Origin of the sequence: Streptomyces sp. NPDC086766 (assembly GCF_044746005.1) — a bacterium.
Classification (GTDB): Bacteria; Actinomycetota; Actinomycetes; order Streptomycetales; family Streptomycetaceae; genus Streptomyces.
This window is the reverse complement of sequence record NZ_JBIVBI010000010.1, coordinates 161525-181378: the sequence shown is the minus strand read 5'-3', so window position 1 is coordinate 181378 and position 19854 is coordinate 161525. Positions and strand designations below refer to the sequence as shown.

The window sequence follows — 19854 nt, the reverse complement described above, 5'->3', positions numbered from 1 at the left end:
GCGGTGGTGTGTCTCAGCCGCCGGACGCAGCGGCCTCCTCCTTGCGGCACAGGATCTCGCCGTGCAGGACGGCGAACCAGCCGTCCTCCCGCCGCCCCCACTCCCGCCAGGCCTCCGACACCGCCCGCAGCTCCCGCTCGGTCGCGTGGCCGCCCTCGACGGCGCGCTCCGCGTAGGCCGGCGCCAGGGTGCGTTCGGCCCACAGTCCGCTCCACCACTCCCGCTCCGGCGGGGTGGAGAAGGTCCAGGTGCCGGACGTGGCCGTCACGTCCGTCAGACCGGCGCTCAGCGCCCAGGACTTCAGCCGGCGCCCGGCGTCCGGCTCGCCGCCGTTGGCGCGGGCCACCCGCCGGTACAGGTCCAGCCAGGTGTCCATCCCCGGCACCTCGGGATACCAGGTCATCGCCGCGTAGTCCCCGTCGCGCGCGGCGACGAGGCCGCCCGGCCTCGTCACCCGTTTCATCTCGCGCAGCGCCTGCACGGGGTCGCCCACGTGCTGCAGCACCTGGTGGGCGTGGACGACGCAGAACGTGTCGTCCGGGTAGTCCAGGGCGTGGACGTCCGCGACCGCGAAGTCGACGTTGGCCAGCCCCCGTTCGGATGCCGTGGCCCGGGCCCGCTCCAGGATGCCGGGTGCCCGGTCGACACCCGTGACGTGCCCCTCGGGGACCAGTTCCGCCAGATCGGCGGTGATGGTGCCCGGGCCGCAGCCGATGTCCAGGATCCGCATGTGGGGCTCGAGCGAACCGAGCAGGTAGGCCGCCGAGTTGGCGGCGGTGCGCCAGGTGTGGGAACGCAGCACGGACGCGTGGTGCCCGTGCGTGTAGACGGCGGTCTCCTTCGGCTTCGGCATGGCTGTGCCCCTTCTGTCGTACCGGTCGCCTCGTACCGGCACCCGGGAGCCGGAGGGTCCCGGGACGGTGAGGATCACGGTACGCGGATCAGCCGAATACTGAGACCCGCGTTTTGTCATGTGGACTGACGCAGCGTCAGAAACAATGTCAGGTGAGCGGGCGGTAGACCTCCAGCGCCTCGGGCAGCTTCTCCAGCAACACCTCGTCCTCCACCTCCATGACCTCCCCGTCGTAGGCCAGGAGCGTGCCCGGCGCGACGCCGGTCAGATGGAGCCGGCCCACATGGACGGCCGCGTGCGCGGGGGAACGGGTGAGCGGGCCCGCGAAGGCCGCGGCGAGCAGCCGCAGGGCCGGCCTGCGGCCGCCGTGCACCACCCGCACGTCGAGCTTCCCGTCCGCCAGGTCCTTGCGCCGGGCCGGAGCCAGACCCATGCGGTGGTACGTGCCGTTGCCGGCGAACAGCAGCCACAGCGGCCTGCGCCGCCCCTCGAACTCGGCCTCCAGCGGATGCCGGTCCGCGCGCAGCACCCGCATCGCCGCCAGCACCCCGGCCGGCCACCCGCCGATGCGGTCCGACCAGCGCTCCCGCTCGCGCACCAGCTCCGGATAGACGCCCAGGCTGAACGTGTTCACGAAGACCCCGCGCTTGTGCCCGGAGGTGAAGCGGCCGATGTCCACGCGGACCCCGTCGCCCTGCTCCAGGGCCCGGCACAGGTCCCGTACGTCCTCCACGCCCAGGTCGTACGCGAAGTGGTTCAGCGTGCCGCCGGGCAGTACGGCGAGCGGCAGGCGGTGGCGCAGCGCGACCGCGGCGGCCGTGTTCACGGTGCCGTCGCCGCCGCACACCCCGAGCACCCGGGCACGGGCCGCCGCCTTCTCCATCTCGGCCGTGATGTCCTCGGGCGCGCACTCGACGACCTCCGCCTTCGGCAGCGCGTCGCGCAGCGCGCGGGCCCGGTCCGCGGTGCCCGAGGCGGTGTTCGCCACCACCACCAGGCCCTCGCCCTCGGGCAGCGCCGGCAGGTCGGCGCGGGGCCGGGGCGGCGAGGCGACCTGGGCACGCGTGGGCACCATGCCCCGTACGGCGAACGCGGCGCCCGCGCCGAGGGCGGCGCCCGCCAGGACGTCGCTCGGGAAGTGGGCGCCGGTGTAGACGCGGGAGGCCGCCACCGAGAAGGCGATCGGCGCGACCACCGCGCCCCAGGCCGGGGACTCCAGGGCGACGCCGGTGGCGAAGGCGGCGGCGGAGGCCGCGTGACCGGACGGGAACGAGGTGGTGATCGGCTGCCGCTTCAGCCGGCGCATCAGCGGGACCGGGTCCAGCTCGGGCCGCGGACGGCGCACCGAACGCTTGCCGAGCGTGTTGACGGTCAGGGAGGCCAGGCTCAGGGAGGCGAGGCCCCGGGCGGCGGCGCGCCGGGCCCGTGGCGTGCGGCTGGCCGCGATGGCGGCCGCCGCCGCGAACCACAGCACCCCGTGGTTGGCGCTCCGGCTCAGCCGCGGCAGGACGGGCGCGGCGGCGGGCCAGTGCCGCTCGGCGGCGAACTCGAACAGCCGGCTGTCCAGGTCCAGCACCCGCTTGAAGGTGGCGTGGGCACCGTTCATCGGGGCGGTCAGGTCGATGTCTGGGCTCCTCATACAGGGACCGTTACCCGGAACTCGCCGTTCCTTGTGCGCCTTCCCCGCCCCGGGCGGGATATGGGTTTGCCCCGGGTGCGGTGGCCCACGCAGAATCTCGCCCCATGGGACATCTCGAAGCCGCGCATCTGGAGTACTTCCTCCCCGACGGGAGAGCGCTGCTCGGCGATGTCTCCTTCCGGGTGGGGGAAGGGGCCGTCGTGGCCCTCGTCGGGCCCAACGGGGCCGGCAAGACGACCCTGCTCCGGCTGATCTCCGGCGAGCTGAAGCCGCACGGCGGCATGGTCACCGTAGGGGGCGGCCTCGGTGTGATGCGGCAGTTCGTGGGGTCGGTGCGCGACGAGACGACCGTACGGGACCTGCTCGTCTCGGTCGCGCCGCCGCGCATCCGGGAGGCGGCGCGGGCCGTCGACGCCGCCGAGCACGCCCTCATGACCGTCGACGACGAGGCCGCCCAGCTCGGCTACGCGCAGGCGCTCGCCGACTGGGCGGAGGCACGCGGCTACGAGGCCGAGACCCTGTGGGACATCTGCACCACGGCCGCGCTCGGCGTGCCCTACGAGAAGGCGCAGTGGCGGCAGGTGCGGACCCTGTCCGGCGGTGAGCAGAAGCGGCTGGTCCTGGAGGCGCTGCTGCGCGGCACGGACGAGGTGCTGCTGCTCGACGAGCCGGACAACTATCTCGACGTGCCCGGCAAGCGCTGGCTGGAGGAGCGTCTGAAGGAGACCCGCAAGACCGTTCTCTTCGTCTCCCACGACCGCGAACTCCTCTCCCGAGCCGCCGAGAAGATCGTGTCGGTCGAACCCGGTCCGGCCGGCGCGGACGCCTGGGTGCACGGCGGCGGGTTCGCGACCTACCACGAGGCGCGGCGCGAGCGCTTCGCGCGCTTCGAGGAACTGCGCAGGCGCTGGGACGAGAAGCACGCCCAGCTGAAGAAGCTGGTGCTCAGCCTGCGCCAGGCCGCCAGCGTCAGCCACGAGATGGCGTCCCGCTACCAGGCCGCCCAGACCCGGCTGCGCAAGTTCGAGGAGGCCGGCCCGCCGCCGGAGCCGCCGCGCGAGCAGGAGATCACCATGCGGCTCAAGGGCGGCCGCACCGGCGTCCGGGCCGTCACCTGCGCGGGGCTGGAACTCACCGGTCTCATGCGCCCGTTCGACCTGGAGGTCTTCTACGGCGAGCGCGTCGCCGTCCTCGGCTCCAACGGCTCCGGCAAGTCGCACTTCCTGCGCCTGCTCGCCGGTGATGACGTCGCGCACACCGGCACGTGGAAGCTCGGGGCGCGCGTCGTGCCCGGACACTTCGCCCAGACCCACGCCCACCCCGAGCTCCAGGGCCGCACCCTGCTCGACATCCTGTGGCAGGAGCACGCCCAGGACCGCGGCGCCGCCATGTCCCGGCTGCGCCGCTACGAGCTGACCGGGCAGGCCGAGCAGTGCTTCGACCGCCTCTCCGGCGGGCAGCAGGCCCGCTTCCAGATCCTGCTCCTCGAACTGGCGGGCGCCACCGCCCTGCTGCTGGACGAGCCGACCGACAACCTGGACCTGGAGTCCGCCGAGGCCCTCCAGGAGGGGCTGGAGGCCTTCGACGGCACGGTCCTCGCGGTCACCCACGACCGCTGGTTCGCCCGCGCCTTCGACCGCTTCCTGGTCTTCGGCAGCGACGGCCACGTCCGCGAGACCCCCGACCCGGTCTGGGACGAGCGACGCGTGGAGCGGGCCCGCTAGAGAGCCGGACGGCGCGTGGCGCGGGCCCGGTGGGGCGGGCGCGGGCACCGCGCGGGGCGGGTTCGCCGGGGCGTCGGCGCCCACCGGACTACCCGGGAGTGCCAGGGCGTCGGCGTCCCGCCGGACACCCGGGCTCGTCGCACGGGCGTAGGCGTCCCGCCGGCCACCCGGGCTCGTCGCGTGGGCGTCGGCGTCCGGCCGGACACCCGTCACCTCCAGCGGAGGACGGCGCCCAGTCCGCCGGCCGGCACGTCCTCCTCCGTCGCGGCCGTCACCGGGGCCGTGGACAGCGCCGTGGCGTCCGCGGCGGCCGCGGACCGGATCAGCGCGTCGTCGGCGCGGGCCGCCCAGGAGTGCTGCTCGCCGAGGATCCGCAGCTCCGTACGGCGCACCGCCAGCTGGTCCGGATCCTCGCCGATCCACACCTCGCGGTGCAGGTCGGGGCCTTCCGGGCGGACCAGCAGCTCCTCGATCCGGTGCTCACGGGCCGCCGCCACCAGCGCGGGCAGGCCCTCGGCCGCCCCGGTCCGCCCCTCGGCGTCCGGCGCGCGGGCCGCCCGGAACCGGTCCAGCCCGGCCTCGACCCGGCGGCGGACGTGCGCGGCGCGGATCCGCTCCACGTCCTCGTCCAGCAGCCGGCTCCCGGCCCCGTGAGCGGCCTCCGCCACACGGTCCTGCAACCGCTTCGGCAGCCGCCCGCGCACCTCGCGCCGCTCCCGCTCGTCCCCGACGAGGACGAGCAGGTCGGCCGCGGCCTCGTCCTGGCTCACACTGAGCGCGTCGGCGATCTCGGCCGCGTTGTGCTCCCAGGCGTTCTCCACCTTGAGCTGGAAGTGCCGCTCCGACCAGTCGAGGCTGCTCGTGCGGCGGAGGGGCCACTGCTGCCGCACGACCGCGCCGGCCCGCTGACGGGCCGGCGCGCGGCGCAGTTCGAAGTCGGCGCCCCTGCGGTCGACGTACGCCACGATCGCGACCGGGTCCTCGCCCGCCAGGTCCAGCAGCGGCGCCATGCGCGGCAGCGGAGCCCACACGGCCCGGCTGCCTCCCGGCGGACGCCGGGCCAGACACGGGTCGAGGACCACCTTCCCCGCCCGCGCGAACAGGGCCCGTCCGTGCGGATCGGGGGAGTGGCGCAGATCCTCGATCGCACTCTCCACGGCCCGGCTGGTGGCCTCGTCCGCACCCTGCCCCGACAGCTCACGGGCCATCGCCTGGGCCGTCAGACGCAGCTCGTGGGGCGTGTCCTCGGCGTGCCGCGACGTGTCGACGTACACGGAGGCCCAGGGGCCGGGGTGTTCGTACAGTGGATGCAGAAAGGCGAGATCCATGGCTCCCTCCCGGGTGCCGTCGGAGAAGTGCTTCCGGGCGGGTACCCGTACCGCATGGACGAACACGACGAGCGGGGCACCACGATGACCGGAGTCGACCCGGGCCGGCTGGACGATCAGCAGCTCATGAAGGAGCTGGAGACCATCCACCGCACCCGTCACGACACGCTGCTCTACGGCTCGAACGACGCGCTGCGGGCCCACAACGACCGCATGGCCCAGCTCGAGGGCGAATGGCTGCGCCGCAATCCGCGACGCGCCGTCGCCTCGGGCCGCACCCGCGAAGGGGCCCGGGAACGCAGGTGCGGGGAGTCGGCGACTCCCCGCACCTGACACCTCTGCCGGACGCACCGGCCGCCCGGTCCGCCCGCGGGCGGCGCCCGCCCGTACCGCCGGCCGGGCGCACCGGCCGGTCCGGCCGACCGATGCGCTCGCTCAGCCGGCCTTCGCGCCCTTCTCGGCGAACACCTCGAGGAAGGCCTCGCAGAACGCCTTCAGGTCGTCCGGCTTGCGGCTGGTGACCAGCTTGTTCGGGCCGTGGTCGCAGATCTTCACCTGCTCGTCCACCCAGGTCCCGCCCGCGTTGCGGATGTCCGTGCGCAGGCTCGGCCAGGAGGTGAGCACCCGGCCGCGTACGACGTCGGCCTCCACCAGCGTCCACGGCGCGTGGCAGATCGCGGCCACCGGACGGCCCTGCTCGAAGAAGTCCCGTACGAACGCCACGGCCTTCTCGTCCATCCGCAGGAAGTCCGGATTGGCCACCCCGCCCGGCAGGACGAGCCCGTCGAAGGAGTCGGCGGCGACGTCCGCGACGACCGCGTCGACGGGGAACGTGTCCGCCTTGTCCAGGTGGTGGAAGCCCTGGACCTTCCCGGACTTCGTCGACACCAGCACGGGCTCGTGCCCGGCGTCGGTGGCCGCCTTCCAGGGCTCGGTCAGCTCGACCTGCTCGACACCCTCGGGTGCGGTCAGAAATGCGATGCGCATGATGATCCAGCGTCCTTTCTCTCTCGGGCCTTTTCCGGGCGGTCCCGCCGCGGTGCGGCCGCGCGGTGCGGAGCCGTGGGTGCGGCGGTGCGGCGGTGCGGCGGGCGGCGCCCGGCGTTCCCCCTGCCCTTCGTCCCCCGGCGGGGACTAGGTCCGGCCCTCTCGCGCGGGCCAGTCGAGCCGCTCGGGCGCGCCGCGCGTCAGTTCCCGGGCCAGCTCCTGGACGTTGGCCCAGCGCGCCTTGCGCGGCAGCCGCTCCACGGCCTCGACCAGGGTGTCCGGCGCGTTCTTCCGACGCAGCGCGGGGACCAGGTCGCCCGGACCCGCCGGGAAGGAGCTGCGGCCCAGGAACCGGACCAGCTCCAGCCGGATGGTCTCCAGGGACGCGCGGGTACCGCCCGGGGCCACCGGCCCGCCCCAGAACTCCGGGTCGTCGTCGGCGGTCGGTTCCGGGTCGTGCCACTCCTCGCTCCGGGTGGGATGGCCGGACCTGAGCAGGCCCTGGAGTTCGTGCTTCATCTCGTCGTCACGGTGGACGCTCAGCCGGTCACTGCCTCGCTGCATGGTGCTCCCTCCAGATCTCAAGGGTGGCCACCGCGTACCCGTGCAGGGGGAGCCGACACGGCCTTTCGGGGGAGTGGGTCCTCCTTGGGGTCTTCCCGGGGCCTTACGTGGGTCTTACCGGGATCTTCGCCGGGGGCGGATGCCTCGTGTCCTTCCCGGAGATGACGGGGTGTTTGGGCCCGCGGGCCCGGGGCAGGCGCACACTCAGTGCTTCGGACCGGAGGCACGCCCGTGGGAGCGGCACCGAGAGCCGCCACCTCTGCGTCCGGCCTGATCGCGTCGATCTCCCGCGGTGACCGTCCACCACCGAGCACTCCGAGGGAGCTGCGACGCACCATGCGAACTCAAGCGAGCGCGAAGCACCACCCGCACGACGACGCCCCCGACACCGCGGAGGACTTCCGCAGGCTCGCCGCACTGCCGGCGGGCCCCGAGCGCGACGCACTGCGCGAGGAGATCACCGAGGCCTGGCTGCCCATGGCAGAACGGATCGCGGGCCGCTTCCGCAGCCGCGGCGAGAGCTACGACGACCTGCGTCAGGTCGCGGCTCTCGGCCTGGTCAAGGCGGTGGACCGCTACGACCCCGAACGCGGCCACGCCTTCGAGAGCTACGCCGTCCCCACCGTCACCGGTGAGATCAAGCGGCACTTCCGCGACCACATGTGGACCCTGCACGTGCCGCGCCGGGTGCAGGACCTGCGCAACCGCGTCCGGTTCGCCCGCCAGGAACTCTCGCAGACGATCCCGGGCCGGCAGCCGACGGTCGCCGAGATCGCCCGGCACGCCGAGCTGAGCGAGGAGGATGTCCGGGCCGGCCTGGAGGCGCTGGAGAGCTTCACGGCTCTCTCGCTCGACGCCGAACTGCCCGGCAGCGACGACGGCTACTCGCTGAGCGACGCCCTCGGCTCGCCCGACCCGGCCCTGGACACCGTGGTGGACCGCGAGGCCGTCAAGCCCCGGCTCGCGGCCCTGCCGGAGCGGGAGCGGGCCATTCTCTACATGCGCTTCTTCGACGACATGACGCAGAGCCGGATCGCCGAGCAGATGGGCATCTCGCAGATGCACGTCTCCCGGCTGATCTCCCGATGCTGCGACCGGCTGCGCGACCAGGTGATGCGGGACGGGGCGTAGCCGCCCGGGCCGGGGTGGGGCGACGACCCCCGGGGTCACCCGACAGGCCGTTCGTGTCCCGCTAATGGGGCCCGGCGGCGCGCGGCCCGCGGCCCGAGCGGATGTGATGGCTGTGCACGGCGCGTACGCCGTGCCGCCAGCCGCCGTCGGTCCAAGGAGCCCCGCTCATGCGCCTCACCCCTCGTGCCCTGCCCGCCGTCGTCCTGGCGGGCGTCATAGCGGGCGCAGCAGCCCCGGCCGTGGCGGCCCCGTCCCCGGAGCCGGCGGCCGGCGCCACCACCGTACGACCGGACACTCCCCGGGAGCCTGCGCCCACATCGGAGCCGGCCTCGCGGGCGACGCGGGCAGCGCAGCCGACGCGAGGCTCGCAGAGCCTGCGGTCCACGCACGGCTCGACGGGCTCGACCGGGCAGCCCCCCGCCCCCCAGGGCTCGACCGGCTCCCGGGCCACGCAGGGCTCGACGGGCTCGCAGGGCCGGGCAGCGCACCAGCCGGCCGCACCGGGCCCGGCCACGCCCGACGCGCAGGCCGCGCCGGACACCCTGGGCCTGCGGGCCACGCAGAACACGCAGAACTCGGCGCCCTCGCAGGACGTGCGGGGCTCGGCGGACCCACAGGGCTCGACCGGGCAGGACTCCTCGGCGCAGGACGGAGACCAGCCGGACTCCACGGCGCAGGACACGGCGCCGCAGAACGCGGTGCCGAAGGACGAGGGGGCGGACGGTCTCGCCCGTCCGCAGCAGTCGCAGGGCACCGCCACCGCCCCGTCCCGCGACGAGGCCACCGGCGAGCCGTCCCGCCCGCCGGCCTCGTCGTCCTCGCAGGACTCCGCCCCCGACGCCTCCGACCAGGACGGCGGCAAGGAGGGCTCCTACGACGTGTCCCACGGTCAGGTGCCGGGCGGCGACGCCTCCAAGGGCACGGGCGGCCACGACTCCGGCCGGGACCAGGGCTCCGGCGACGGCGGCATGATGGACCACGGCGTGCAGGCCGGGGAGGGCGGCACCTTCGCCCCGTCGCTGCCGGCCCTGGTCACCGGCGGGGTACTGATCGCGGCGGCGTTCGGCGCCGCGGGCCACCGGCTGTGGCGGCGCGGACGAACGGACGTCCGATGAGCGGGCGGCGTACGCACGTACGGCTCACGTACGTGCGGCCCACGGGCCGACCGCCCACGGGCGGAGGGCCCGGCGAACGGCGGGCCGAAGCCGACCTCCACGGCCGGGAGCGGGCTCCCGTGTGACTGGCGCGACCCGGGACGCGGTCATGGGGCGGCGCCCCCCTGGGTACTCAGTGCCCGAGGGCTCGGCCCCGCGCCGCGCGGAGCGCACTCCAGCCCCTCACGGACCGCCCGACCCGACGGCGACGGCACACGGCGGCGCACGGCACGCACGGCACGGCACCAGTGGACTGCGCGGAGGTACCCATGCGGCGGACGGCCCCGGAAGGACACGGCCCCGTCCGCTACGGGCCGGGCCTCCCCGGTGACGGCCTCCCCGTGCTCCCCGAACTGTCCGAGGCGGTCGCCGCCGCCGCGGGCCACACCACGGAGCGCCCGATCGGTGGCGGGGGGTCCCTCCTCGCCGCCGCCTGCGGCTACTGGACCCGGCGCGGGCTGCCCACCGGACCCGAGCGGGTCGCGGCCGCGCCCGGCGCGCCCTCCCTGCTGCTCGCGCTGACCGCCGCGCTCGGCGGCGACGTCCTGGTGCCGCGCCCCTGTGCCGCCTGGTGGGCGCCGTACGCGCGCCTGCTGGGACGGCCCGCCTTCCATGTGGCGACGCCGGCCGAGTGCGGCGGTGTCCCCGACCCCTACGCCCTGCTGGAGACCGTCCGCCGGGTCCGCGCCGAGGGCGGCGACCCGCGGCTGCTCGTGCTGTCGGTGGCCGACGACCCCACCGCCACCGTCGCGCCCCCGGAGGTGCTGCACGAGACCGTGGAGGCCGCGGCGGGCGAGGGCCTGCACCTGGTCAGCGACGAGACCTGGCGCGACACCGTGCACGCGCCGCACCGGACGGTGCTGCTCAGCCCCGCCGAGATGCTGCCCGGCCGGGTCACCGTGGTCACCGACCTCGCCGGCGCGCTCCTGCCGACCGGCTGGCCCGCCGCCGTCGCCCGCTTCCCCGCCGGCGACACGGGCGACGACCTGCACGCGCGGGTGCTCGACGTGCTGACCGCGCTCGACGCCCGCGTCGCCGACCCGGTCGCCGCCGCGGCGGCCTACGCGCTCGACGAACCCGGACCGGTCACCGCGCGGATGACCGCCTCCGTCGGCCTGCACGCGCGCTTGGCGCAGGCCGTGTACGCCGCCGTGGTCGCCGGGGGCGCGCTGGCCCGGCCGCCCCAGGCGGGCCGACACGTGTACGCCGACCTCGGCCCGCTGCGCTCCGCGCTCGCCGCCCGCGAGGTCGGGGACGCGCAGGAACTGGAGGACTTCCTCGGCGCCCGCCTCCAGATGCCCGCGCCGGGCGGCCACCGCTTCGGCGACGACCTCGGCGCGCTGCGGGTGCGGCTGTCCACCGGCGAGCTGCTGGGCCGCACCGCCGAGGAGCGCGCGGAATGCCTCACGTCCCCCGTGCCGTTGGAACTGCCGCATGTGCAACGCGCGTTGAACTCCTTGAGGTCGGCCTTCGACGATCTCCGCGACGACGCTCAGCGATGGGAGCCTCCTCGATGACGCAGCAGTCCGAGCCGCCCACGTCCACGACCTCGCCCGGGTCCTCGTCCGCGCCCTCGACCGCCGCCACCGGAGCCGTGGCGGCGGCCACGCCCGTCCGGAGCGCCGGCGACCCGGCGCCCGCGTCCCAGCCCGCCCCCTCCGTCCCGCCGCTCGCCGCGCCGCGCCCGCTGGGCGAGCGGCGGGTGTGGCCGCGGTCCTTCCACGACCGGCTCACCGCCCCGCTGCCGGGGCTCAGGGCCCTCGCCCGGTTCGCCCGCGAGGGCGCCGTCCGCCCGGGCAAGGAGGGCCTCGCCGACATCCCGCTGCTGCCCTACGAACCCGGTCCGCTGCCCCGTGTCGACCCCGCGACCGTCGCCGTCACCTGGGCGGGACACGCCAGTTGGGTCGTCCGGATCGGCGGGCTCACCGTGCTGACCGATCCGGTGTGGTCCCGCCGCATCATCGGCACCCCGGCCCGCATCACCCCCGTCGGCGTCGCCTGGGAGGCCCTGCCGCGCGTCGACGCGGTCGTCATCAGCCACAACCACTACGACCACCTGGACGCGCCGACGCTGCGCCGGCTGCCGCGCGACACACCGGTGTTCGTGCCGGCCGGGCTCGGCCGCTGGTTCGAGCGCCGCCGGTTCACCCGCGTCACCGAGCTCGACTGGTGGGAGGCGGCGGCACTGGGCGGGGTCCGGTTCGACTTCGTGCCCGCCCACCACTGGTCCAAGCGCACCCTCACCGACACCTGCCGCAGCCTGTGGGGCGGCTGGGTGCTCACCGCCCCCGACGGGCGGCGCGTCCACTTCGCCGGGGACACGGGCTACGGCCACTGGTTCACCCGCATCGGCCGCCGCTACCCGGGCATCGACCTCGCCCTGCTCCCCATCGGCGCCTACGACCCCCGGTGGTGGCTCAGCGACGTGCACTGCGACCCGGAGGAGGCCGTGCGGGCCACCCTCGACCTCGGCGCCCGCCGCCTGGCCCCGATGCACTGGGGCGCGTTCGTCCTCTCCGCCGAGCCGGTGCTCGAACCGCTCACCCGGGTGCGCGCGGCCTGGGAGAAGGCCGGCCTGCCCCGCGAGGATCTGTGGGACCTGCCGGTCGGGGCCTCCCGGGTGCTGGAGCCGCCCTCCGACGAGGCCCGTGCGGGCGCGGGCGGGTCAGCCCGAGCGCTCGGCCGGTGACGTCCGCCGGATCCGGCGCCACACGCTGGGAGCCGCGCCGATCAGCACCGTCAGCACGACCGCCGCGAGCACGCCCTCCCACGCCTCGGGGAACAGCGACCCGCCGAGGACGCCGATCAGCCCGTACGTCAGCGCCCAGGCCAGGCAGGCCGGGAGGTTGCCGCGGGCGAAGCGGCGCAGCGGCCACTTCGCCAGCAGACAGGCCAGCATCACCGGGATCCGCCCGGCCGGGACCAGCCGGGACAGCACCAGCACCGCCACCCCGTGCCCGGCGAGCTTGTCCTGCGCCTGCCGGAGCCGGTCCTCCGGCGCCCGGCTCCGTATCGCCGCCAGCCATCGCGAGCCGTTCTTCGAACGCATCCCGCGCCGGCCCAGCCAGTACAGCGCCCCGTCCCCGCAGAAGGCGGCCGTCGACGCGGTGACGAACACCATCGCCATCGAGAACGGCGCCGTCTGGTGGAAGGCCACTACCGCCGCCGAACTGACCAGCGCACCCGTCGGCACGACCGGGACCAGCGCCCCGATCAGCACCAGCAGGAACAGCGACGGATAGCCGATGGCCCGCTGGGTCGACTCCGGTGGCACGAGCGTCACCAGCGCGGCGAGCCGTGTCACCGGGCTGCCTCCAGGCGCACGCTCTCCCCGTGCCCGAGCCGGTGCACCGCCACCCGGGGCGCGCGCCGCGCCGCCAGGCGCACGAATTCGTCGCCCGGCGCGTGGAACTCATGGGGGCGCACGGCGTCCAGCCCGATCGGCCAGTACGTGCCGTAGTGCACCGGCACCGCCGTGCGCGGCGCCAGCCTTGCCACCGCCTGGGCCGCCCGGCCCGCGTCCAGGTGCCCCGCACCGAGGTACGGCCCCCAGCCGCCCACCGGCAGCAGTGCCGCGTCGACCCGCCCGACCTCCTCGGCCATCCCGTCGAACAGCCCGGTGTCCCCGGCGAAGTACGTCCGTGCCCGGCCCTCGACGACGTAGCCGAGGGCGGGGGAGCGGTGCCTCCCGAACGGCAGCCGGCGCCCGTCGTGGTGCGCGGGTACCACGCGGACGACGACCTCGCCGACCTCGACACGGTCCCCGTGCGCCACCTCGGTGATCCGCAGATGGCGCAGCCGGCGCAGCCCCGGCACCGCGCGGGGCGCGCCCCGGGGCACGAGCAGGCGCGTGCCCGGGGCCAGCCGGGTCAGCGACGGGATATGGAGGTGGTCGGCGTGCAGATGCGAGACCAGCGCCACGTCCGCGTGCCAGGCGCCCGGCGGCGGCAGCGCGCCGCGCCGGCGCCGCAGGTGCGCGAGCCGGCGCGCGAACAGCGGGTCGGTGAGCACACGCACGTTCGAGTCCTCGATGGTGCACGTCGCGTGACCCCACCAGGTGATCTCCACCGGCACCTTCTTTGCCTCCTTCGCGCGACTCCCCCTGAGCCTACGTGCAGGAGTAGGGTCGGCGGCGAAAACCCGGAGGTGAGGGGGACTCCATGGGAGACGTGCGGGACGCCTCCGGCGCCGCCGCCGCGGTGCCGGTCCGGGTCACGGCCATCGCGAGCCTGACCCCCCTGGAAGAGCTCCACGACGAACCCTTCCTGGTGGACTCCCGCAGCCAGCACGCCATGTGCGCGCGCTGGGCGGCGGAGCACGGGTACGTGGTGGCGCGCGAGCTCCTCGTGCGCGGGCTGCGTACCGACCACTCGGCCCTGTGGGACGGCGTGCGGCCCGGCGTGGACCTGTTCGTCGCCCCCAGCCGGCGCGTCCTGGAGCGGGCGCTGTCCTCCGTCGAGGAGTTCACCGCCGAGTGCGCGCGCCGGGGCGTGCGGGTGGAGACGGTGGGCCAGGCCGAGCCGTCGTACGACGCGCAGATGAAGGCGCACGTGCACCGCCGGCTGTCCATGCCGACCGCCGGCTACGACGGACGGTAGCGGGCCGGCCGTACCGGCTGGTGAGGCGGGGCCCGGGGCGGCCTGTGTGACAAGCTGAGTGTTCGGGCCCGTGTGCCGGACCGGGCCGGGACGTGAGGTGCGCGGCGTGCGTGGCGGGCGGTGGCGGCGGGTCGCCAGTCAGGTCGGACGGAGCATCACGGTGTGGGCCGTCAGCACCGTCACCCTGCTGGCGCTCGCGGGGATCCTGCCGGACTTCCAGTTGCAGTCGCCCGGCCGTGGCAGCGCCACCAGCATCGCCGTGACCGCCGCGCTCGGCGCGGGCGCCTTCGGTCTGCTCTCCGCCGTCGTCTGGCCCCTGCTCGTGCGGGCGCTGCTGCTCGTGCCGGCGCTCGTACTGGGGCTGCTGGTGTTCTTCCTCAACGGCTCGCTGCTCCTCCTCGCACTACGCATCAACCCCTCCGGGGAGCCGGAGGCCGCGCCCGAGACCGCCGTCGTCGTGGCCGCCGTGATGTCCGCGGTCGCCTCGGCCACCGGCGCCGCCCTCGCCGTCCGCGACGACGACGCCTACCGGCGCCGGCTGTACCGGCTCGCCGACCGCCGCCGCAGACGGCTCCCGCCCGGCCCGAGCACGCCCGGCACCGTGGTCGTACAGCTCGACGGCGTCGGCCACGACGTCCTGCTGGACGCGGTCGGCCGGGGCCTGATGCCGACCGTCGCCCGCTGGCTCGGGACCGGCCCTCAAAACCCGGGGCCGCGGCCCACCCACCGGCTCACCCCCTGGCACGCCGACTGGTCCAGTCAGACCGGTGCCAGCCAGCTCGGCATCCTGCACGGCTCCAACCACGACGTCCCCGCCTTCCGCTGGTACGAGAAGGACACCGGGGAGATCGTGGTCTGCAACCGCCCGACCAGCGCCGCCGAGCTCCAGCGCCGCGCCGTCGAGCGCACCGGCGACGGCGGGCTGCTCACCCTCGACGGCGCCAGCCGCGGCAACCTGTTCAGCGGCGGAGCCGAGGAACTCGCCCTCGTCCTGTCCGTGTCGGCCCGCCGCGGCCCCGGCAACCGCTCCCGCGCGGGCTACTTCGCCTACTTCTCCGACCCCGCCAACGCCGTCCGCACCGCCCTGTCCTTCGTCGCGGACGCGGGCCGCGAGATCGGCCAGGCGGTCCGCGCCCGGATCCGGAAACAGCGCCCGCGGGTCGGCCGCGGCGGCCTCTACCCCTTCGTCCGCGCCTTCGCGACCGTCGTCGAACGCGACGTCGTCGTCGCCGCGGTGATGGGAGACCTGCTCGCCGGACGCACCGTCGTCTACGCCGACCTGGTCGCCTACGACGAGGTGGCCCACCACTCCGGGCCGCTCAGCGGGGACGCACAAAAGATCCTGCACCGGCTGGACCGCGCGCTCGCGCTGATCGAGAAGGCCGCCGAGCACGCCCCGCGCCCGTACCGGATCGTCGTCCTGTCCGACCACGGGCAGAGCCCCGGCGAGACCTTCCGCTCCCGCTACGGACTCACCCTGGCCGACCTGGTGCGGGCCGGCTGCGGACTGCCCGTGCCGCGCCGGGCGGAGCGAACCCGCAGCGGCGCCGAGGCTCGGGCGGCGGTCCGGGCGGCGCTGCGCCGGCCGGTGGAGGAGCTTCCGGAGCGCGACCGGCCCGCCGGGCGCGCCACGGAGCCGGTCGTGCTGGCCTCCGGCAATCTGGGCCTGGTGTCCTTCCCCGACGTGCCGCACCGGATGAGCCGGGAGGAGATCGACGCCCGCCACCCGGGGCTGCTGACCACGCTCGCCAACCATCCCGGCGTCGGCTTCGTGCTCGTCCGCAGCGAGGAGCACGGCGGCCTCGTGCTCGGCGCGCGCGGCGCGCAGATCCCGCTCGGCGACCTGGACGAGAACCCCGGCCCGCTCGCCGCCTTCGGCCCCGGCGCCGCCGACGCGGTCCGCCGCACGCACTCCTTCCCGCACGCCGCCGACATCATGGTCAACTCCTGCCTCGACGGGGCCGACGGCGAGGTCCTCTCCTTCGAGGAGCAGATCGGCTCCCACGGCGGGCTCGGCGGGGCCCAGGGCCGTCCGTTCCTGCTGTCGCCGCTGGCCCTCTCCCCGCCCGCCGGGGAGGAGGACGGGGAGGTCGTCGGCGCGGAGCACGTGCACCGGGTGCTGAGCCGCTGGCTGCGCGAGGCACACGGCCCGCAGGTGCCGCTCGACGAGCAGGAGGACGAGCGGGCCGCGTGACGCTCGCCCGCGTACCCCCTCGCCCCGTGCCCGAGCGACCGGGGCCCGTACGACCGGCGGCCGCGCGGCCGCCGGGCCGCGGCCGGCGTCAGACCTGGGGCCAGAACCCCGACCGGACCCGGCCGAAGTCGTTCATCGCCATGACCGCGGACGCCGCGCCCGACCCGTGGGCCGTGTCGCTGAACGACACCACCGTGTCCAGCACGCTGGTCAGCGTGATCAGCTTCTGCAGGGTCACCTGGTCGTCGCGGAACTCCCGGGCCGGCAGCTTGTCGTGGGCGGCCCGCAGCACCTGGATGTGGTGCGTCAGCCGCTTCGTCGCCGCGTCCCGGTCGCGGTCGTACAGGTCGTCCAGCGCGTAGAAGGTGACCTCGCTGGTCCACAGGCCGACCGCGTGCACCGTGACGGTCTCCTCGGCGAGCGTGAAGCCGGTCGACAGGTCGATGTCGTGCCGATGTCCCGCGCGGGCGACGGTGTCGACGTACTGCACGGTGGCGGTGCCCGGCTCCGGCGCCTCGCGGCCCGGCGGCACGGCGAGTTCGAGGACGATCCAGTACGTCTCCCCGAAGGCGAGGTCCGGGGCGAAGATCCTGATGCCCTTCTCCTCGGTGACGAGGTCCGGAAGGGGCTGCGCGCCGTAGTCCGCGCGGGCCCGCTCCGCCGCCCGGCCCGCCTCCCGCAGCACCGCGGCCCTGGCCCGGGGATCGGTGACCAGGTCGTGCCCGTACAGGTGCCGGATCTCCACGTCGGGAGCGATGTCCAGCCGGAGCTGGATGTCGATGGCGGCCAGGTGGTCGCGCCGGTTCAGGTCGGCGAGCAGGTCCGTGCCCACCTGCTCGGGCCGGGTGACGAAGGTCGAGTGGCCGCCCGCGAGCCCGGCCAGCGCGGCCAGTTCCGGCATCCGGGCGTCGGAGCCGAAGCCGAAGCAGGACAGGGTGAGGTCACCGCGGAGTTTGGCCGCGATGTTGGTGCGGATCCTGATCCAGTCCCGTTCACCGGACGTCGGGGAGCCGTCGGAGAAGACGTACAGGCAGTTGACCATGTGCCTGCCGAGGGCGTTGCGGCCGATCTCGTCGATGCCGTACTGCACGCCGAGGTTGATGTCCGTGCCGCCGCCCGCGCTCAGCCCGGACACCACCTGGGCGAAGCGCTCGGCCGGCAGGTCCTGCCGGGCGGTGGCGGCGAGCACGGTGCGGACGTGGTGGTCGAAGGTGATGATGCCCAGGCAGTCCGTGGGCCGCAGCCTGTCGTACAGCGCCTGCAGGGCGGCCTTGACGCAGTCGAGTTTCTCGCCGTGCATCGAGCCGCTGGTGTCCACGACGAAGACGAAGTTGACGGGGAGCGGTTCGGCGGGGGCGTCCCCGGGATGCGCCTCGCCCGCCTTGAGCGTGATCTCCAGGAAGTGGGTGGTCGCCTCGTCCGCGCGGAAGTCCCCCTGCACGGCGGTCAGGCCGTGGCTGACGCCGACGGCCCGGCCGGGCGGGGGGCCGGGCACCTGCTCGGTGCGCGCCGCCACGAAGTCGTCGAAGCGGATCTGTTCCTGACCGATGATCACGCCCTGCTCGATGAGGTCCCGGACGCCGAGCGGGGAGCGGGTGCCGAAGGCGTTGTTGCGGCGGATGAAGAGGCCGTCGTGGGGGAGCGGCTCGCCGGAGCGCCGGAACGGGGCCGGGAGCCGGCCGGGCGGGGCGCCGTGGCCGACGCGGGCCGAGGCCGCGACACGGTCCTTGGCGGCCGATCGGCGGCGGTAGCTGTGCTCGGACCGGACGTCGAGGGCCATCGCGTCGGCGGCGTCACTGCCCAGGTCCACCTCCTCGCCGACCTCGTAGCGGTACCTCGCGGCGCCTCGTCCGAGGGGTGGGTCCGGGAACTCGGGAAGGGAGGCGTCCTCGGACTCGTCCAGGGACCTGGCGAGGTGCTCCTGGCGTAGCTGCCGCTCCAGCTCATGTCGCTCCAGCTCCAAGCGCGCTGCCGACTCGGGCTCCCGCCGCCCCGTCTCGAGCCGCGCCGACAGCTCGGCCTCGTGCCGCTCCTGCCACGCGATCCGCCGGAACCGCTCCTGCCGGGTGACGGGCCCGGCCCCGGGCCTGATCTCCCGCCCGGCTCGCAGCCACCGCCACAGCACCCCGTCCGGGGTGTCGGGTGAGGGCGGGGTGATCTCCGGGTGGACGACGGCCGTCAGCGGGCGGGACCGGATCAGGGCCCGTCCCAGTTCCACCGCCCAGACGCGGCCGCGGTCCGCGAGCACCGGCCCGGGCGAGAGGCCGAGCCGCGTGGCGAAGGCCCGGCATTCGGCCTCGCGCCGCGCCCGCCGGCCCGCGTCGCCGTCCGGCGTGTCCACCGGGCCGCCCTCCCGCCCACCGTCCGGCGCTCGGTCCGGCCCACCGTCCGGCCCGTCCCCCGAGCCGCTCTCCCGAGGCAGATCGACCACCAGGAGAGCCACCCCGCCCCCGGACACCGGGGTCGGGTCGACCGCGGGAGGGCCGGGTGGGCCGGACGCGTCGGACGGGCCCGGCTCCGCCCCGGCGGGCTCGCACAGCCGTAACGCCACCCCGCACGTCAGCAGGTCCCACAGCCGGTTCCTCCGGCCGTTTCCGCCCGCGTCCGGGGCGGCACCGGGACGGACCACGAGCACCGCGTCCGGATGCTCCGCGAGCAGGGCCTCGGCCTCCGCCACCGTCCACGCCACCCGGGGCAGCGGGACCAGCCCGGCCCGCTCCGCCTCCCGCAGCGCCACCCGCGCCGCGGGCCCGTCCACCGCGTCGTCCCCGCCGCCGCCGGCGGGGGAGCCGACGTACACGACGGCCGTGCGCGCCCCACCGCCGCTGTTGCGCTCACTCGGCATGTGCATCCTCCGTGGTACGGGTGGGCAGCGGGCACCGTGCCTCGAACTGCGTGCGGGTGCGCACCCCACCGCCGAACATTCCCTCGGCCCTCAACTGCCTGAGCCATGCGTCGAGTTCACCGCTCAGCCCCGTGCTCTCCACGGACAGCCGCGCGGCCCGGTCACGCCGGTCCGGGTCGTTGGCCAGCAACAGCAGCTCGATCTTGAGCGCGATGCTGTACGGGTCCCGGCCGTCGAGCTTCAGCGCCTCCTCGACGTATCCGGCCGCCACGTCCAGATTGCCGCGGGTCAGCGCGATCCTTCCCTTCCAGTACCAGAAGGCGGAGGAGTCCCGGGCCGACCCGGACGCCTCCAGGGCGCGCTCCGCCTGGTCCGGCTCGTCGCTCTCCACGTGCCTGCGGACCGCGGCCAGCGAGCGCGCGGCGCCGTTCCTCCCGGCGCCCCCGGCCCGGGCCGACGGGCCGGTGACCGTGCGCACCGCGATCAGCAGCACGGCCAGCAGGAAGAGCAGCAGCATGCCCACCAGCACCACGAACTGCCGTACGCCCTTGCTCTCGGCGAGCGTGGCGAAGATGCCGAGGATCGCCACGGCGAAGGCGAGCACCACGACGGTGCCGAACAGGGCGGTCGCCTGGGCCGCGGTGAGCGTCCGGAACATCCGCCGGCGGATGATGTCGCGTACGAGATCCCGGTAGAGCAGGTACAGGACGCCGAGGGCGACCCCGCCAAATCCCGCGATTCCCCCGAGGACTTGGAACACTTCGACCATGAATCGGACTGTAGGGCCTCGCCCGGCCGCACGGCAGGCGATTGGCGGACCTTCTCCGGCAGGTCGCG

The 19854-nt window shown here is 75.3% G+C and carries 17 protein-coding genes; 8 read left to right on the top strand and 9 right to left on the bottom strand.

Annotated elements, in window-relative coordinates; all coding sequences use genetic code 11:
• Positions 1 to 13 precede the first annotated feature (13 nt).
• Together ACIPM1_RS20135 and ACIPM1_RS20130 are read right to left on the bottom strand one after the other, a co-directional pair.
• On the bottom strand, positions 14 to 853 hold the full coding sequence (locus ACIPM1_RS20135; RefSeq protein WP_402436472.1) for a class I SAM-dependent methyltransferase: 840 nt from the start codon (positions 851 to 853) through the stop codon (positions 14 to 16).
• Between the two features lie 148 nt (positions 854 to 1001).
• Positions 1002 to 2492 (bottom strand): bifunctional phosphatase PAP2/diacylglycerol kinase family protein, encoded by a 1491-nt coding sequence (locus ACIPM1_RS20130; RefSeq protein WP_402436469.1) that lies wholly within the window; start codon positions 2490 to 2492, stop codon positions 1002 to 1004.
• Between the two features lie 104 nt (positions 2493 to 2596).
• On the opposite strand from ACIPM1_RS20130, the gene ACIPM1_RS20125 reads away from it, so the two are divergent.
• Positions 2597 to 4216, top strand: coding sequence for an ABC-F family ATP-binding cassette domain-containing protein (locus tag ACIPM1_RS20125; RefSeq protein WP_402436466.1), 1620 nt, complete (start codon positions 2597 to 2599; stop codon positions 4214 to 4216).
• 209 nt (positions 4217 to 4425) lie between these two features.
• Here the strand turns inward: ACIPM1_RS20125 and ACIPM1_RS20120 are convergent, their stop codons facing one another.
• Positions 4426 to 5544 carry a Vms1/Ankzf1 family peptidyl-tRNA hydrolase gene (locus ACIPM1_RS20120; protein WP_402436463.1) on the bottom strand — a complete coding sequence of 373 codons (1119 nt, stop codon included), beginning with the start codon at positions 5542 to 5544 and terminating at the stop codon, positions 4426 to 4428.
• Positions 5545 to 5598: 54 nt separating this feature from the next.
• Here ACIPM1_RS20120 and ACIPM1_RS20115 point away from each other — a divergent pair, with 54 nt between their 5' ends.
• Positions 5599 to 5877: a DUF6158 family protein gene (locus ACIPM1_RS20115; RefSeq protein ID WP_356183698.1), complete on the top strand. Its 279-nt coding sequence runs from the start codon at positions 5599 to 5601 to the stop codon at positions 5875 to 5877.
• Between the two features lie 102 nt (positions 5878 to 5979).
• On the opposite strand, the gene ACIPM1_RS20110 is transcribed toward ACIPM1_RS20115, so the two are convergent.
• A complete protein-coding gene (locus ACIPM1_RS20110; RefSeq protein ID WP_402436460.1) occupies positions 5980 to 6531 on the bottom strand; it encodes a type 1 glutamine amidotransferase domain-containing protein in 552 nt (183 codons plus the stop codon).
• A 147-nt stretch (positions 6532 to 6678) separates the two neighbouring features.
• Positions 6679 to 7095 carry a DUF2795 domain-containing protein gene (locus ACIPM1_RS20105; RefSeq protein WP_402436457.1) on the bottom strand — a complete coding sequence of 139 codons (417 nt, stop codon included), beginning with the start codon at positions 7093 to 7095 and terminating at the stop codon, positions 6679 to 6681.
• 336 nt (positions 7096 to 7431) lie between these two features.
• On the opposite strand from ACIPM1_RS20105, the gene ACIPM1_RS20100 reads away from it, so the two are divergent.
• From ACIPM1_RS20100 to ACIPM1_RS20085, 4 genes are all read left to right on the top strand, one after another.
• Positions 7432 to 8226 carry an RNA polymerase sigma factor SigF gene (locus tag ACIPM1_RS20100; protein ID WP_356183690.1) on the top strand — a complete coding sequence of 265 codons (795 nt, stop codon included), beginning with the start codon at positions 7432 to 7434 and terminating at the stop codon, positions 8224 to 8226.
• A 167-nt stretch (positions 8227 to 8393) separates the two neighbouring features.
• The gene (locus tag ACIPM1_RS20095; protein ID WP_402436453.1) at positions 8394 to 9341 is read left to right on the top strand and encodes a hypothetical protein; all 948 of its coding nucleotides are present in this window, start codon (positions 8394 to 8396) and stop codon (positions 9339 to 9341) included.
• A gap of 308 nt (positions 9342 to 9649) precedes the next feature.
• A complete protein-coding gene (locus tag ACIPM1_RS20090) occupies positions 9650 to 10897 on the top strand; it encodes an aminotransferase class I/II-fold pyridoxal phosphate-dependent enzyme (protein ID WP_402436451.1) in 1248 nt (415 codons plus the stop codon).
• Complete coding sequence (locus ACIPM1_RS20085) at positions 10894 to 12069, top strand: MBL fold metallo-hydrolase (protein ID WP_402436448.1); 1176 nt, start codon at positions 10894 to 10896, stop codon at positions 12067 to 12069. The genes ACIPM1_RS20090 and ACIPM1_RS20085 overlap by 4 nt, the downstream gene beginning before the upstream one ends.
• Here ACIPM1_RS20085 and ACIPM1_RS20080 read toward each other — a convergent pair.
• Together ACIPM1_RS20080 and ACIPM1_RS20075 are read right to left on the bottom strand one after the other, a co-directional pair.
• Positions 12046 to 12684, bottom strand: coding sequence for a DedA family protein (locus ACIPM1_RS20080; RefSeq protein WP_402436446.1), 639 nt, complete (start codon positions 12682 to 12684; stop codon positions 12046 to 12048). The genes ACIPM1_RS20085 and ACIPM1_RS20080 overlap by 24 nt on opposite strands.
• Complete coding sequence (locus tag ACIPM1_RS20075; RefSeq protein WP_402436443.1) at positions 12681 to 13454, bottom strand: MBL fold metallo-hydrolase; 774 nt, start codon at positions 13452 to 13454, stop codon at positions 12681 to 12683. Before ACIPM1_RS20075 ends, ACIPM1_RS20080 begins: the two co-directional genes overlap by 4 nt.
• An 86-nt stretch (positions 13455 to 13540) precedes the next feature.
• On the opposite strand from ACIPM1_RS20075, the gene ACIPM1_RS20070 reads away from it, so the two are divergent.
• Positions 13541 to 13978, top strand: a complete 438-nt coding sequence (locus ACIPM1_RS20070) for a hypothetical protein (protein ID WP_402436440.1) — start codon at positions 13541 to 13543, stop codon at positions 13976 to 13978.
• Between the two features lie 106 nt (positions 13979 to 14084).
• Entirely contained in the window at positions 14085 to 16172 is a 2088-nt protein-coding gene (locus ACIPM1_RS20065) for a phage holin family protein (protein WP_402436437.1), read from the top strand.
• Positions 16173 to 16260: 88 nt separating this feature from the next.
• Here ACIPM1_RS20065 and ACIPM1_RS20060 read toward each other — a convergent pair whose 3' ends face one another.
• Together ACIPM1_RS20060 and ACIPM1_RS20055 are read right to left on the bottom strand one after the other, a co-directional pair.
• Entirely contained in the window at positions 16261 to 19017 is a 2757-nt protein-coding gene (locus tag ACIPM1_RS20060; RefSeq protein ID WP_402436434.1) for a VWA domain-containing protein, read from the bottom strand.
• Positions 19007 to 19786, bottom strand: coding sequence for a tetratricopeptide repeat protein (locus tag ACIPM1_RS20055; protein ID WP_402436431.1), 780 nt, complete (start codon positions 19784 to 19786; stop codon positions 19007 to 19009). Before ACIPM1_RS20055 ends, ACIPM1_RS20060 begins: the two co-directional genes overlap by 11 nt.
• Between the last annotated feature and the right edge of the window lie 68 nt (positions 19787 to 19854).

What these genes read in the sequence shown, in the direction of transcription:
- ACIPM1_RS20135 (WP_402436472.1), bottom strand. Translation starts at nt 853, where the DNA reads ATGCCGAAGCCGAAGGAGACCGCCGTCTACACGCACGGGCACCACGCG.
- ACIPM1_RS20130 (WP_402436469.1), bottom strand. Translation starts at nt 2,492, where the DNA reads ATGAGGAGCCCAGACATCGACCTGACCGCCCCGATGAACGGTGCCCAC.
- ACIPM1_RS20125 (WP_402436466.1), top strand. Translation starts at nt 2,597, where the DNA reads ATGGGACATCTCGAAGCCGCGCATCTGGAGTACTTCCTCCCCGACGGG.
- ACIPM1_RS20120 (WP_402436463.1), bottom strand. Translation starts at nt 5,544, where the DNA reads ATGGATCTCGCCTTTCTGCATCCACTGTACGAACACCCCGGCCCCTGG.
- ACIPM1_RS20115 (WP_356183698.1), top strand. Translation starts at nt 5,599, where the DNA reads ATGGACGAACACGACGAGCGGGGCACCACGATGACCGGAGTCGACCCG.
- ACIPM1_RS20110 (WP_402436460.1), bottom strand. Translation starts at nt 6,531, where the DNA reads ATGCGCATCGCATTTCTGACCGCACCCGAGGGTGTCGAGCAGGTCGAG.
- ACIPM1_RS20105 (WP_402436457.1), bottom strand. Translation starts at nt 7,095, where the DNA reads ATGCAGCGAGGCAGTGACCGGCTGAGCGTCCACCGTGACGACGAGATG.
- ACIPM1_RS20100 (WP_356183690.1), top strand. Translation starts at nt 7,432, where the DNA reads ATGCGAACTCAAGCGAGCGCGAAGCACCACCCGCACGACGACGCCCCC.
- ACIPM1_RS20095 (WP_402436453.1), top strand. Translation starts at nt 8,394, where the DNA reads ATGCGCCTCACCCCTCGTGCCCTGCCCGCCGTCGTCCTGGCGGGCGTC.
- ACIPM1_RS20090 (WP_402436451.1), top strand. Translation starts at nt 9,650, where the DNA reads ATGCGGCGGACGGCCCCGGAAGGACACGGCCCCGTCCGCTACGGGCCG.
- ACIPM1_RS20085 (WP_402436448.1), top strand. Translation starts at nt 10,894, where the DNA reads ATGACGCAGCAGTCCGAGCCGCCCACGTCCACGACCTCGCCCGGGTCC.
- ACIPM1_RS20070 (WP_402436440.1), top strand. Translation starts at nt 13,541, where the DNA reads ATGGGAGACGTGCGGGACGCCTCCGGCGCCGCCGCCGCGGTGCCGGTC.
- ACIPM1_RS20060 (WP_402436434.1), bottom strand. Translation starts at nt 19,017, where the DNA reads ATGCCGAGTGAGCGCAACAGCGGCGGTGGGGCGCGCACGGCCGTCGTG.
- ACIPM1_RS20055 (WP_402436431.1), bottom strand. Translation starts at nt 19,786, where the DNA reads ATGGTCGAAGTGTTCCAAGTCCTCGGGGGAATCGCGGGATTTGGCGGG.